Below are 14,128 nucleotides of genomic sequence, written 5' to 3' on the forward strand. Positions count from 1 at the left end.
ACATGGAAAAAACAGTCGAAGGATGGAAACAGCTTGCCGGCGGGGTCGCCGCTCCCAAAGGATTTTATGCTGTAGGCGTTCAGGCGGGAATAAAATATCCTGATAAATATGACGTAGCCTTAATTTATTCAAAAGTTCAAGCACAAGCCGCGGGAGTCTATACAAAGAATTTAGTTAAGGCACACCCTCTTTACTTAACTCAGCGTCATTTAGACAATGGGATAGCTCAAGCAGTTGTCATTAACAGCGGCAATGCCAATGCTTGCGTAGGCGATTTTGGAGATAAGTCCGCTGAAGCAATGGCAGAGGCAGTGGCAAAGGTTGTATCAATTCCCAAAGAGGATGTACTTGTGGCCTCCACCGGCGTGATCGGAGTTGAAATGCCGATCGAAAGAGTTTTAACCGGTATTAGTAATGCAGGGGAGGAGCTGTTAAGTCAGGTTGGGAAAGATCTGCAGGGACAGCAGGATACTCCTGATGACGGAGCCCATCGTGCGGCTCTAGCTATTATGACCACTGACACGGTGGTTAAGGAATACGCCTATGAGCTTCCTTGTTCCCAGGGAGGGGTTATCAAATTTGGAGCCATGGCAAAGGGGTCGGGGATGATTCACCCGAATATGGGAACGATGTTAGGGTTTCTGACGACAGATGCAGATGTTCCATCTTCGGTTTTGCAGCGATTTCTGAGGGAGGCTGTCGAAGAGAGTTTCAATATGGTGACAGTGGATGGAGATACGAGTACTAACGATATGGTAGTCATTCTTGCCAATGGTGCTTCCGGAGTAACTCCCAGCGGTGACGATATGGTGCACTTTGAGTCCATGGTTAAAGGAATATGTATTCAGCTTGCTAAGGATATTGCCAGGGATGGGGAAGGTGCCAGTAAGTTTATGGAAGTAATTGTTTCCGGGGTTAAAACAAGGGAAGATGCTCGGAAAATTGCCCGCAGTATTTGTGGCTCCAGTTTGGTTAAAGCGGCTTTGTTTGGAGAGGACGCTAACTGGGGAAGAATTCTGACGGCTGCAGGGTATTCAGGAGCTGACTTCAACCCGAGCAGGGTGGATATTTTTCTCGGTGATTTGGTTGTAGCCCAAGGGGGAAAAGGAGTTTCTTTTTCCGAAGAAACAGCCAAAAAGATTTTAGAACAAAAAGAAGTGCAGATAAGATTAGCACTCAATGACGGAGAAGAAAGCGCTACAGCCTGGGGTTGTGACCTTACTCATGAATATGTCACGATCAATGGAAGCTATAGAACCTAAAGAACCTAAAGAGAGGAGGCGGCTGAGATGACACCCATTGAAGAGGGGATTGGCAAAGCCGGAGTTTTAGTAGAAGCTCTGCCCTATATTCAAAAATTCGCAGGAAAGACAGTTGTTATTAAATATGGCGGTCATGCCATGGTGGATCCTGTACTTAAAGAGTCCGTCATGTTGGATATTTTGCTCTTGCATTCCGTGGGAATACGTCCCGTTTTAGTTCATGGCGGCGGACCGGAGATTAATGCCATGTTAAAAAAGGTGGGAATAGAGAGTCAGTTTGTTCAAGGTTTGCGGGTAACAGATGCTCAAACCATGGAAATCGCTCAAATGGTTTTAGTTGGGAAGCTGAACACTGAGATGGTTTCCATGCTGAATAGTTTTGGCGGGAAGAGTGTCGGCTTGTCAGGAAAAGATGCTCAGTTATTATTAGCGACAAAGAAACCTCTCCAAATGCCCAATAGCGATGGAACGATGGAAGAAATTGATTTAGGTCTCGTAGGTGAGATTCAGACAGTGACCCCGGGCATTTTAAATACTTTGTTGGAGCAAGGGTATATTCCAGTGGTTTCTCCGGTGGCCAGCGGTGAAAAAGGTGAAACCTTCAATGTCAATGCCGATACGGCTGCGGGGAAAATCGCGGAAGCACTAAAGGCAGATAAAATGCTGCTGTTAACGGATGTGCGTGGTATTCTTCGCGATGTCTCAGATCCTGCCTCACTTCTCTCCACCATTAATAGGGATGAAGTGGATAACTTGATAGAACAGGGTGTTTTGAAAGGCGGTATGCTGCCGAAGGTCGAGTGCGCTTTATCGGCTCTGGAACAAGGCGTGGGCAGTGTCCATATCCTTGATGGTCGTATACGTCATGCGATACTTCTTGAATTATTTACGGACGGCGGCATTGGGACAATGTTTGTTTAGGATAGGAGGAAAAATAATGACAGGGTTAGAAAGTTTAACAACAGAAGAAGTCATTGAGCATGGAAAAAAGGTAGTGATGAACACCTACGGCCGCTTACCTATGACTATAGTCAAAGGGAAAGGCGCCTGGGTTTGGGACATAGAAGGAAAACGTTACTTGGATTTTTTAACCGGACTGGCTGTCAATTCACTGGGACATAGTCATCCGGCTATTGTCCAGGCTATTCAAGATCAGGCCGAAGAAATTTTGCATACGTCGAATTTGTATTGGATACCCAATCAAATTGCTCTAGCGGAGCGTCTCGTTAAAAACTCATTTGCTGATAAAGTGTTCTTTTGCAACAGCGGCGCTGAAGCAAATGAAGCGGCCTTTAAATTAGCTCGCAAATATGCTAAGAAAAAATACGGCGATGATAAATACGAAGTAGTTTCTCTCGAAAACTCCTTCCACGGTCGTACACTAGCAACCTTGACACTAACCGGACAAACAAAATATCAGGAGGGGTATGATCCTCTGCCTGCCGGTTTGAGTTATACAGCTCTCAATGATTTTGAGGGTTTAAAGGCTAAAGTTAATGAAAAAACGGCTGCGGTCTTTATTGAACCAATTCAGGGTGAAGGGGGAGTCATTCCTGCATCGCAGGAGTTCTTGCAGGCCGCTCGGGATTTGTGTGATCAATATGGGGCCTTGTTGATTTTTGACGAAGTACAGTGCGGAGTGGGAAGAACAGGAAAACTTTTTGCCTATGAGTGGAGCGGGGTGACTCCGGATATCATGACCTTGGCTAAAGCTTTGGGAGGTGGGGTACCCATCGGAGCAATGCTGGCTACTGATATGGTTGCCGATGCTTTTCAACCGGGAGACCATGCTTCAACCTTTGGAGGAAATCCTTTAGCAACGGCGGTAGGTTGCGCTGTTCTGGATGTTATGCTCCAAGAAGGATTTTTCTCAAGTGTGCAGGAGAGGTCGAACTATTTCCGCCGAGGATTGGAAGGTCTGGCCCAGAAGTACCAAACAGGAGATCCGGTCCGAGGAGAAGGTTTTATCATCGGCTGGCCCGTTTCAAAGGTCGGTCCAGAAATTGTGGCTCGTTGTCTCCAAAAGGGACTCTTAATTAACTGTGTAGGCGGTAAGACATTGCGGTTTCTTCCTCCACTGATCGTAGAGAAGCCTGAAATCGATGAGGCCTTAAAAATATTAGACGAAGTCTTCTGTGAGATTTGGAAGTAACTTGAAATCAGATATACCGTATTCTTGATCCGAGGAGGGATGAAATGAAGGCAGCACTCGTCCTTGAGACAGGCAAAGTATTTGTAGGGGAATCTTTTGGAGCCTCCGGAGAGGCATGGGGTGAAGTAGTCTTCAATACGGGAATGACAGGCTACCAAGAGGTCCTGACAGACCCATCCTATGCCGGCCAGATGGTTTGCATGACTTATCCCCTTATTGGAAATTATGGAATTAACAAGCAAGATGATCAGTCAGAAAAAATTCAAGTTCAAGGATTTATCGTCAAAGAGGCTGCCCTTAATCCTAACCATTGGCAACTGGAGAAAAACCTCTCGAGAACCTTGGCTCAGGCCGGCATTGTGGGGATTAAAGGGATTGATACCCGCGCCTTAACGAGGATTATTCGCGAATATGGAGTTTTGCGCGGGGTGATAACGACTCACTTGGAACACCTCGACGAATTTATTTCTAAATTAAAAACTTACCAAGTCCCAGAGAACGTGGTGGCAGAGGTCAGTACTAAGAAAATATACACCTTGCCCGCAGCCGAAACGAATAAGGGGTCGTTTCATGTCGTGGTGATGGATTTCGGCATCAAAAGAAATATTTTGCAGGCTATGCAGGCCCAAGGCTTTCAATTGACGGTTGTTCCTTATAGCACTTCAGCCAAGCAAATTTTAGAACGGCAGCCCGATGGGATATTTCTTTCCAACGGTCCGGGTGATCCTAAATGCGTTCAAAAGGGGATCGAAACCATTCGTAATTTGATTGAGCAGCGTCCCGTTTTTGGAATATGTCTTGGTCATCAACTTCTGTCCTTGGCCTTAGGAGGAGATACCTACAAGATGAAGTTTGGGCACCGGGGGGGAAACCAACCTGTCCAGGAGTTGGAGTCAAAACGGGTAACGATTACTTCCCAGAATCACGGCTATGCAATTTCTGAGGACAGTTTAGGTCAGACCCCCCTGTACGTAACCCATCGCAATCTTAACGATCAAAGCGTTGAAGGGGTTAGACATCGGGATTTGCCCGTTTTTTCCGTACAATATCATCCGGAGGCCGGACCTGGGCCCAGTGAATCATTGTATTTGTTTGACGAGTTTGCACAATTGATGCAGGAATGGAGGGCTCAGCATGCCTCTTAATCCGGCCTGGAGAAAGGTCCTCGTTATTGGGTCAGGGCCGATTGTCATCGGGCAAGCCGCAGAATTTGATTATGCAGGGACTCAAGCCTGTAAAGCATTGCGGGAAGTAGGCCTGGAAGTGGTTTTAGTGAACAGTAATCCGGCCACGATTATGACTGATGTCAAAATGGCTGATCTCACTTACATAGAACCTCTTTTGCCGGAATCTCTCGAAAGAATTATTAAAAAAGAAAATCCTGATGCCTTGCTGCCAACGTTAGGAGGACAAACGGGTCTTAATCTTGCCATGGAGTTGGAGCGCAGCGGAGTGCTGAAGAAATACGGCGTCGATCTGATTGGCTGTAATGCTGAAACAATTTATAAAGCTGAGGATCGCGACGCTTTTAAAGAGACGATGCTTGCTCTTAGCGAACCTGTCGCTGAGAGCGTTATTGTGACAACGCTCCAAGAAGGGGAGGATTTCGCCCAGAAGCAAGGCTTTCCTCTGATTATTCGGCCTGCCTATACCTTAGGAGGCACAGGAGGCGGGATTGCCAAGAATACCAAACAACTCGCGGAAATATTGCACCGGGGACTGCAGGCAAGCCCTATCGGCCAGTGCCTATTGGAGCGGAGTGTGGCGGGCTGGAAGGAAATTGAATATGAAGTCATGCGTGATGATGCGGATAACTGTATTACAATTTGTAACATGGAAAATATTGATCCTGTGGGTATCCATACGGGAGACAGTATCGTCGTGGCTCCTTCTCAAACCTTGAGTGATGTTGAATACCAGATGCTGCGGGCGTCTTCCCTAAAAATTATCCGGGCTTTAGGAGTCAATGGCGGATGTAATGTTCAGTTTGCCCTGAATCCGGTGAGCCGGGAATATGTGGTTATCGAAGTCAATCCTCGGGTTAGCCGTTCCAGTGCTCTTGCCTCAAAGGCCACGGGTTACCCCATCGCTAAAATGGCTGCCCTGCTCTCGGTTGGTTTTACTCTTCCGGAATTAACGAATCCGGTGACCGGGCATACAAGTGCCTGTTTTGAGCCTGCCTTAGATTATGTCGTGGTAAAATTTCCGCGCTGGCCTTTTGACAAATTCCCGGCTGCCGACCATCGTCTAGGGACCCAAATGAAGGCAACCGGTGAAGTCATGGCCATGGAACGCACTTTGGAAGGGGCTCTTTTAAAAGCCGCCCGCTCGTTGGAAATAGGCAGTGTAGGACTACGGATTGCCGCTTCCGGCGGATGGACAGAGATGGAAATTGAAGACAAACTGGCTTCCACGGATCACGAACGATTTTTCGCTATTGCTGAAGCCTTTCGTCGGGATTGGACAAATCTCGAAGTTCAAATGCTGACCCAGATTGATCCCTTTTATTTGTTTAAAATTAAAGAACTTGTCTTATTAGAGCGTCGTCTCCAGGGCGAACCCCTAACTCCTGAATTGCTGCGTTTGGCGAAGGTTCGAGGTTTTTCGGACTTGGCCGTTGCTAAGCTGACTGGACGGGTAGAAGAGGCCGTGCGGGAATTGCGCATGAAATACGGGATTATCCCTGTCTTTAAGACCGTTGATACTTGTGCCGCTGAATTCGCTTCGGCAACCCCGTACTATTATTCGGCCTATGAAGAAGAGGATGAAGGGGAAGTGACCTCGGGCCCTAAAATTGTTGTTTTAGGTTCTGGTCCCATTCGAATTGGGCAAGGGATAGAGTTCGATTATTGCTCGGTTCATGCCCTTATGGCCTTGCAGGAAGCCGGCGTGGAAGCCATTATGGTCAATAACAATCCGGAGACGGTTTCTACGGATTTTGATACTGCAGATAAGCTTTACTTTGAGCCACTAACCGTAGAAGACGTGCTTCATGTGTTGCAGAAGGAGAGAGCAGATGGAGTGCTGGTTCAATTTGGCGGGCAAACGGCCATTAATTTGGCGGGACGGCTGGAACGGGCCGGTGTTAAAATTTTTGGTACTCCCGTGGACTCCATTGATCTGGCAGAGGATCGGGAGCGCTTTGCCGAACTTTTATCTCATTTAGGAATTCCCCAATCAGAAGGCCGGACTGTCATTTCGCTTGATCAGGCCCCAAGGATTGCTGAAGAACTAGAATTTCCGGTGATTGTCCGCCCGTCCTATGTCATCGGCGGGCGAGCCATGCAAGTGGTATATACCTTGGAAGAGCTGGAAGACTATCTGCGTCGGGCAATCTATCTCTCGCCGGAACATCCCATTTTAGTGGACCGCTATTTAGAAGGCAAAGAAGTTGAAGTTGATGCCGTTTCGGACGGAGAAACGACCGTGATTGCCGGAATTATGGAACATATTGAGCGGGCCGGTGTCCATTCCGGGGATAGTTTAGCGGTTTATCCTCCGCAAAGTCTGACTCCTTCCGAGATTGACCAGATTCAGGATTTCACTTGCCGGCTGGCTTCAGGGATTGGGATACGAGGACTTATCAATATCCAATTTGTCGTTGTTCGCGGCAAAGTCTTTGTCTTAGAAGTAAATCCCCGGGCGAGCCGAACGGTACCCATTCTTTCTAAGGTAACGGGAATTCCACTGGTAAATTTAGCTGTTCAGGTTGCCTTGGGCAAGACCTTGCAGGAGCTGGGATATAAACATGGCCTTGCTCCCGAGGTGCCTTTCGTGGTGGTAAAGGCTCCGGTCTTTTCATTTGAGAAATTGACAAAAGTTGAAACATCCCTGGGGCCGGAAATGAAATCCACGGGTGAAGTTTTAGGGATGGATACTCAGTTTGGGCATGCTTTAGCTAAGGCGTTTGCTGCCTCGCGCATTTCGCTTCCCAAGGACGGGAATATTCTGGTAGCTGTTGCTGAAAAGGACCGCCCTGAGGCAATTGCCCTTGCTCAACAACTGGCTCAGCTTGGTTTTGGGGTTAAAGGAACCGGTGATACGGCGAAAGCTTTAGCTCTCTGCGGCGTAAAGGTTGATGCTGTCAGTGAATCAAGTCAGGCTTTGCAGGAAGCCATTCGGCAGCGGGAGTTCTCGTTTATTCTGAGTACCCCCACCAAGGGAACAACCCCGGAACATACAGGTTACTTGTTAAGGCGTTTGGCGGTTGAACATGGTGTGCCCTGCTTCTCGTCAATGGATACGGCGAAGGCAGTGGTGCGTGCTTTGCAGGAGATCAGAAGTCAGACGATACCTCAAGTGCTTTCGCTGCAGGAGTACCTGTCGTAAAAATTGCGTAAAAAGGTTGCTACATTTTATAGAAGTTAAAACTCCTGCCTGATGTTTCTGTTCAGGCAGGAGTTTTTGCGCTATGAGACTTCTATGCCGCTTAGATAAACCATCAGATGATAAAATAGGTCACGTCCTCGGGTCGGGCGGCTTTGCCCACACCGTTCACCCAGCATTCCGAGGCTCGCTCACTCGCTTGCGCGGGAGCTACGCCGAACCTCTGGGTAATACCTGATGTGAACCACGGCTCCGCTTCCCCCACGCAAGCTTTGTGAGCTGTATCGCCTCTCCATGAAATGGGTTCACTCATGTGGTCAAAGCCGCCTTTCTTTTGGGTCTGTGGTGTTCGGGGTAGTTTTTTCAGAGTAGCCTTTCATGCCGTTTCCGCTGCGTCAGCAGATGATGAAAATAGGTCAAGTCCTCGGGTTGGGTAGCTTCGCCTACATTGTTCACCGGACATTTTCGTGCCGAACCTCAGAGTAGTACCTGATGTGAACCGCTGGCCTGACGATAAGCGGACGAGCTTATCCCCACACTGCAACTGATTACGCAGACTCCTGCAGTGTGGATTGGCCGAGTGTCCCCGAAGCCAAGGACGGCGAAAGGGGACCGCTGGCCATGGACGGCCGAGTGTCCCCGAAGCCAAGGACGGCGAAAGGGGACCGTTGGGAGTCAGGAGTTGCTTATAGTTTTGTACCGCATTGGGGACAATAGGCCGTGCCTGTATTCGCTTTCCCACAGGAAGGGCAGAAGTTTGGCCTCTCATTTGTATCAGAGGGTTGATGCTCAGGCACTTCTTCAGAGGGTGCCTCAGAAACAGGCTGAGCAGGGGACTCAGTTTTTTGGAGAGAAATAGTGTTGTCCGGGGTAGGGAAAGGCGTAGTTGAGGGAAGGGGAATGCCATCGGAGACGTTCGTGTCTGCGGGGGTAGCCGAGGTGGGTTCTTCTGTCTGAGTATAGTCTGATGGAGGAACATAGGTGTCTGTTGGAGTTAAGGTAGGAGAAGTTCCCGCGATACCTTTATCTTCAAGGGATAATACCCAGACAATGGCCAGGACCGCAATGAAGGGGCTCACAATGAGAGAGAGCAATCCGCCAAGGCCTGAGACAATGCGATTGAGAATTTGAACGCCGATTTCTATTAATGCGACTGTGCCGATATATCCCCAAAGAATTCCCATGTGGTTCCGAAAGAATTTCCAACTGTCACTAAGGGCTTTGCTGAAATTATTTTGCCGGTGAGCCAATAAGTAAATGCCTGAAACGGCAAGCCAGGGTAAAGCATAGACGACAACTATGATTAGAAACAGAGCGTAAACAAGGAGAAAAACAATCAGCCCTCCGTAAGAATTTCTCAAGATGATGGCTCCGATTACTCCCACTAGAACTATAAAGATTTTAATCAGCAGGAGCATCCCTTGCCAACCAAGAAGCCGGAAAAAACCTGAATAGCTGAAGTCCTTAAATGTTACAGGTTCTTGATAAGCTTTGGCAGTTAAATTGTAGAGCCCGGTATAAAAAGCTGTTCCTAACAACCAAGCGATAACAATCATCAAAAAGAGAGTTCCAGCTACATTTTTTAAGAGGGAAAGAAGTATTGAAAGGCGTCCAAATGAGCCGTTAAAGGGACCGAAAGGGCTGTCACCGTAGGCGGGAGGTACCCCTGGAATAGGCATGTCCGGCGAATACCCTCCAAAGGATTGAGAAAGGTGAGGAAAGGCCCAGCCTAATTGAGCAACCGCCCCAATTACCAGGGCTATCATAACTACAACGCCAATTCCTATATAGATAAGGGTCCAGGCATATAAAGGAAGAGCCTCTCGTTTAAATATTTTCCAAGCTAGTTTTATTCGTTCTGTCCAGTCCATAATGATCCTAGTTTCAAGGGATGCTTCAAAATCCCAACTGCTTTTTTGACAAAGAATGTTATGAAACTAGGAATTTCACCTCTTTTCTTTTTACTATAGGTCTATCGAATTTACAAATTCGGGCAAGATAATTGTCGATAGAAGTTGGTTAGTTATCCTTCGCTATACTAATTTATTTATCCTGCAAAAAAACTATACATTTTAGCTATTGCATTTTTATGCATAACTAAGTATAATAATGCACATCAAAGGGGTGGAAGAGATATGATAACAATGGATCGTTCACAATTTAAAGGTCGGGATTTTATCTCCTTACATGATTTTTCTCAGGACGAATTAAAATGCTTTTTGGATGTTGCCCATGAACTTAAGGAAGAGCAGAAAGCCGGGCGGCCGCATCCAATTCTTCAGGGCAAGACCTTGGGAATGATTTTCACTAAGTCTTCAACAAGGACTAGAGTTTCATTTGAGGTGGGGATATATCAACTTGGCGGTCAAGGATTATTTTTAAGCGGCCGGGACATTCAACTGGGCAGGGGAGAAACCATCGCAGATACAGCGCGGGTACTGTCCCGCATGGTGGATGGCATTATGATTCGAACCTTCAGTCATCAGGAAGTTTTAGACTTAGCCCACTATGCGACGATTCCCATTATTAATGGACTTACAGATATGCTTCATCCTTGTCAAGTGCTGGCGGATCTTATGACGATTCAGGAACATAAAGGACGTTTAGCCGGGTTAAAACTGGCTTACGTCGGAGATGGAAATAATATGGCTCATTCTTTAATGTTTGGCGGCGCCAAAATGGGGCTGCAAGTTGTAATCGCCTCTCCCAAGGGCTATAAGCCTGATCCTGATTTGGTAGCTTTAGCCCAGGAGGATGCCAAAGAGAATGGCGGCAGCGTTGAAATCGTTGATGATCCTTCAGAGGCAGTGAAAGATGCCGACGTTCTATATACGGATGTTTGGGCAAGTATGGGACAGGAGGCAGAGGCAAATGAGCGCATGAAGGCTTTTCAAGGTTACCAGATCAATGATGAATCTTTAAAACTTGCGCATCCGTCCTCCATTGTTCTGCACTGTTTACCGGCTCATCGCGGAGAGGAAATTACTGACGACGTTATTGAGGGTGCTCATTCCGTTGTCTTCGACGAGGCCGAAAATCGTTTGCATGCTCAAAAGGCAATTATGGCGTTGGTTATGTAAAGGGCTACAGCTTGACTTAGAAACTATGGTTAGATATGATTTCGGAGAAGATAATTTCTTCTATCTTTTTTAAACGATCAGTCAAATTGCAGTTAATTGGATCAAAAGGATCTTAAATCGTAATTTTAGGTGGATTTGAATTTATGCATTAAAGGAAAAGGAGAATAGAGTATGAAAAAGGTTGTTTTGGCATATTCCGGCGGTCTGGATACATCTATTATTATTCCTTGGCTGAAGGAAACCTACGGATATGAAGTTATTGCGATGGTTGCAGATTTGGGCCAAGGAGAAGAGTTAGCTCCTCTGCAGGAAAAGGCTATTAAAAGCGGAGCGAGTAAATTATATATCGAAGACCTCAGAGAAAAATTCGTGACGGAGTTTATCTTTCAGACCTTAAAAGCCGGAGCAGTTTATGAAGGGGACTATCTCCTGGGGACATCCTTCGCTCGTCCGCTCATTGCCCGCCGCTTAGTTGAGATTGCTGAAAAAGAAGGCGCTGTCGCCATAGCCCACGGAGCCACTGGCAAAGGTAACGACCAAGTTCGTTTCGAACTGAGTGTTAAAGCCTTAAATCCCGATTTGGAAATTATTGCACCCTGGCGGTTATGGAACTTAAAATCTCGTGAAGACTGTATTGACTATGCAGAAGCTCGCGGAATTCCCGTTCCGGTCACTAAAGATCGTCCCTACAGCATGGATCGCAACTTATGGCATCTAAGCCATGAAGGCGGAGACCTGGAGAATCCCTGGAATGAACCTAAAAGAGATCTTTATCTGCTCGGTGTTGCCCCGGAAGATGCCCCAGATGAAGCAACATACCTGGAACTAGGTTTTGAACAAGGGATCCCCACCTCCTTAAACGGGCAGAAGGTACCTCCTGTTAAATTATTGGAAACTCTCAACGAATTAGGCGGCAAAAATGGAATTGGAATTGTCGACATGGTGGAAAACCGTCTGGTGGGCATGAAATCCCGTGGGGTCTATGAAACCCCGGGCGGAACGATTCTTTATACGGCTCATAAGGCCTTAGAGCATCTGACTCTGGATCGGCTCACCCTTCATTATAAAGAACAGGTCGCTTTAAAATATGCTGAAATCGTGTATGATGGGGTTTGGTATTCGCCGCTGCGCGAAGCCCTCGATGCTTTTGTAAATGTGACTCAGAAGAATGTTACAGGGACCGTGCGAGTGAAATTGTATAAAGGAAATTGTTCATCGGCAGGGGTAAAATCCCCCTACTCACTCTATAACGAAGCTTATGCTACCTTCGGAGAAGATGGAGTCTATGATCAAAAAGATGCTGCCGGCTTTATCAATCTTTTTGGATTACCATTAAAAGTCAGAGCCTTGATGGAGAAACAATCAGGACTGCGAAAATAGAATAAAAAATGGCAAGGCGTCGAATATTTCGGCGCCTGTTTCAGAATAAGGGTGACAGGGGGGCAAGGCTCCCCTTCTTGTGCTATCGAAAAGAAACTGGGTTGCCGCTGGCCATGACAATAAGCGGATGAGCTTATTGCCATACTGCAACTCATTATGTATACTCCTGCAGAGTGGATTGGCCAAGTGTCTCTGACGCCACGTATTAATTTACTTCGGGAAGGAAGATGGACTGTGAAACTTTGGGGCGGACGCTTTGAAAAAACAACGGATGCGTTGGTGGAGGATTTTCATTCCTCAATTCGTTTTGACCAGCGCTTATATAAACAGGATATTTTAGGAAGCATAGCACATGCCAGAATGCTGGGTACTGTGGGAGTTATCAGCGAAGATGAAGCCTTGCAGCTGATCGAAGGCCTTCAGGGAATTCTTAAGGATATACAAGCCGGAAACGTGGAATTCGAGATTGGTGCCGAAGATATTCACATGAATGTGGAAAAGCTCTTGACTGAGAAAATCGGGTTTGTAGGCAAAAAGTTACATACCGGACGGAGCCGGAACGACCAAGTGGCCTTAGATTTAAGACTCTATTTAAGAGAAGAGATTGATCAGACAAAGACCTACCTTGGAAACTTGATTCAAACTCTGTTAAAGATTGCTGACGAGCATCTGGAAACCTGGATGCCCGGGTATACGCATCTGCAAAAAGCCCAGCCTATTAGTTTAGCCCATCATCTGATGGCCTATAGTCAGATGTTTTTGCGTGATCTTGGTCGGTTAAACGATACCAGAAAACGGCTGAATGTGTCGCCGCTGGGTTCAGGGGCCATGGCTGGGACTACGTTTCCTCTTGATCGGGAGAAGGTGGCTCGAGAATTGGGATTTTCAGATGTAACCTTAAACAGTTTAGACGGCGTCAGTGACCGGGATTTTGCCTTGGAATTTTTAGCGGCTGCTTCCATCATCATGATGCATCTTAGTCGATTATGTGAAGAACTCGTACTTTGGTCAAGCGGGGAATTTCAATTTATTTCCATGGATGATGGCTACTCAACCGGCTCAAGTATTATGCCGCAAAAGAAAAACCCCGATGTTGCCGAATTAGTCCGGGGAAAAACCGGGCGCGTATATGGGGATTTGATGGCTCTCCTGACGGTAATGAAGGGACTGCCCCTGGCGTACAATAAAGATATGCAAGAGGATAAGGAACAGGTTTTTGATGCTGTGGATACGCTGCAAAAGTGCCTGATTGTTGTAGAACCGATGCTCAGGACCATGCAAGTTAATAAAGGTGCCATGGCCTGGGGAGCCAAAGGCGGCTTTACCAATGCCACGGATTTGGCGGATTACTTAGCTAAGAAAGGTCTGCCTTTCCGGGAAGCGCACGAGCTGGTGGGACGGCTTGTTTTGCACTGTACAAAACAAGGAATAGGTTTAGAAGAGCTGCCCCTTAGTGAATACAAAGCTCTTTCCCCTGTCTTTGACCAGGATCTTTTTGCCGCCATTGGCATTGAACATTGTGTACGTGCTCGTAAGCTGATAGGAGGACCTTCTCCGGAAACCGTTGCGCAAGGAATCCGCTTAAGCCAGGAAGCCTTAAAAAACTTGCTGGAGGGATAGCCCCTCGAAACCAAATAAATATGGATGATTTAAAGAACTATAGAGTTGCTGTGGATAACTACCAATATATTGGATAATTATGTAAATGATTAGTTGAATAGCATTATTATACGGGTATAGGGTTTAATCATGTACTTGAATCTTGCATTAGTTCTGGTTTTTGCCGTCTAATTACTTCGCTTGCTGACAAAAAACTGTGCATAGTGTGGATAACTCTGTGGATAATATCGAAATAGATGGATTATTATCGTGGATAAGTAGGAGGGGGCTGGGGACAAATCAGCTAAAATAGTGGATAAGTATCTTGA

The 14,128-nt window shown here is 46.7% G+C and carries 10 protein-coding genes; 9 read left to right on the plus strand and 1 reads right to left on the minus strand.

The annotated features are described in order from the left end of the window. Window positions 1-2 precede the first annotated feature (2 nt). The 6 genes from argJ (at window position 3) to DESACI_RS24405 (ending at window position 7,978) form a co-directional block, all read left to right on the plus strand. Window positions 3-1,262, plus strand: coding sequence for a bifunctional glutamate N-acetyltransferase/amino-acid acetyltransferase ArgJ (gene argJ, locus DESACI_RS02585; RefSeq protein ID WP_014825608.1), 1,260 nt, complete (start codon window positions 3-5; stop codon window positions 1,260-1,262). 27 nt (window positions 1,263-1,289) lie between these two features. Beyond that, the gene (gene argB, locus DESACI_RS02590; protein WP_014825609.1) at window positions 1,290-2,183 is read left to right on the plus strand and encodes an acetylglutamate kinase; all 894 of its coding nucleotides are present in this window, start codon (window positions 1,290-1,292) and stop codon (window positions 2,181-2,183) included. Window positions 2,184-2,199: 16 nt separating this feature from the next. Continuing rightward, window positions 2,200-3,414, plus strand: a complete 1,215-nt coding sequence (locus DESACI_RS02595) for an acetylornithine transaminase (RefSeq protein ID WP_014825610.1) — start codon at window positions 2,200-2,202, stop codon at window positions 3,412-3,414. A 44-nt stretch (window positions 3,415-3,458) separates the two neighbouring features. Beyond that, window positions 3,459-4,559 (plus strand): glutamine-hydrolyzing carbamoyl-phosphate synthase small subunit, encoded by a 1,101-nt coding sequence (carA, locus tag DESACI_RS02600; RefSeq protein WP_014825611.1) that lies wholly within the window; start codon window positions 3,459-3,461, stop codon window positions 4,557-4,559. Beyond that, window positions 4,549-7,743, plus strand: a complete 3,195-nt coding sequence (carB, locus tag DESACI_RS02605) for a carbamoyl-phosphate synthase large subunit (RefSeq protein WP_014825612.1) — start codon at window positions 4,549-4,551, stop codon at window positions 7,741-7,743. The genes carA and carB overlap by 11 nt, the downstream gene beginning before the upstream one ends. 82 nt (window positions 7,744-7,825) lie before the next feature. Next, on the plus strand, window positions 7,826-7,978 hold the full coding sequence (locus DESACI_RS24405) for a hypothetical protein (protein WP_158310140.1): 153 nt from the start codon (window positions 7,826-7,828) through the stop codon (window positions 7,976-7,978). 448 nt (window positions 7,979-8,426) lie between these two features. Here DESACI_RS24405 and DESACI_RS02615 read toward each other — a convergent pair whose 3' ends face one another. Beyond that, on the minus strand, window positions 8,427-9,611 hold the full coding sequence (locus tag DESACI_RS02615) for a hypothetical protein (RefSeq protein ID WP_014825614.1): 1,185 nt from the start codon (window positions 9,609-9,611) through the stop codon (window positions 8,427-8,429). Between the two features lie 264 nt (window positions 9,612-9,875). Between DESACI_RS02615 and argF the strand changes: the two genes are divergently transcribed. The 3 genes from argF to argH all read left to right on the plus strand — a co-directional run bounded on the left by argF (window position 9,876) and on the right by argH (window position 13,820). Then, entirely contained in the window at window positions 9,876-10,820 is a 945-nt protein-coding gene (argF, locus tag DESACI_RS02620) for an ornithine carbamoyltransferase (protein WP_014825615.1), read from the plus strand. Window positions 10,821-10,991: 171 nt separating this feature from the next. Beyond that, window positions 10,992-12,200, plus strand: a complete 1,209-nt coding sequence (locus DESACI_RS02625; RefSeq protein WP_014825616.1) for an argininosuccinate synthase — start codon at window positions 10,992-10,994, stop codon at window positions 12,198-12,200. A gap of 234 nt (window positions 12,201-12,434) precedes the next feature. Then, entirely contained in the window at window positions 12,435-13,820 is a 1,386-nt protein-coding gene (gene argH / locus DESACI_RS02630) for an argininosuccinate lyase (RefSeq protein WP_041275945.1), read from the plus strand. Window positions 13,821-14,128 lie beyond the last annotated feature (308 nt).

It is taken from the genome of Desulfosporosinus acidiphilus SJ4 (assembly GCF_000255115.2).
Taxonomy (GTDB): Bacteria; Bacillota; Desulfitobacteriia; order Desulfitobacteriales; family Desulfitobacteriaceae; genus Desulfosporosinus; species Desulfosporosinus acidiphilus.

Excerpts from the sequence above, each read along its gene's own strand:
- argJ (WP_014825608.1), top strand. The coding sequence starts at position 3 with ATGGAAAAAACAGTCGAAGGATGGAAACAGCTTGCCGGCGGGGTCGCC.
- argB (WP_014825609.1), top strand. The coding sequence starts at position 1,290 with ATGACACCCATTGAAGAGGGGATTGGCAAAGCCGGAGTTTTAGTAGAA.
- DESACI_RS02595 (WP_014825610.1), top strand. The coding sequence starts at position 2,200 with ATGACAGGGTTAGAAAGTTTAACAACAGAAGAAGTCATTGAGCATGGA.
- carA (WP_014825611.1), top strand. The coding sequence starts at position 3,459 with ATGAAGGCAGCACTCGTCCTTGAGACAGGCAAAGTATTTGTAGGGGAA.
- carB (WP_014825612.1), top strand. The coding sequence starts at position 4,549 with ATGCCTCTTAATCCGGCCTGGAGAAAGGTCCTCGTTATTGGGTCAGGG.
- DESACI_RS24405 (WP_158310140.1), top strand. The coding sequence starts at position 7,826 with ATGAGACTTCTATGCCGCTTAGATAAACCATCAGATGATAAAATAGGT.
- DESACI_RS02615 (WP_014825614.1), bottom strand. The coding sequence starts at position 9,611 with ATGGACTGGACAGAACGAATAAAACTAGCTTGGAAAATATTTAAACGA.
- argF (WP_014825615.1), top strand. The coding sequence starts at position 9,876 with ATGATAACAATGGATCGTTCACAATTTAAAGGTCGGGATTTTATCTCC.
- DESACI_RS02625 (WP_014825616.1), top strand. The coding sequence starts at position 10,992 with ATGAAAAAGGTTGTTTTGGCATATTCCGGCGGTCTGGATACATCTATT.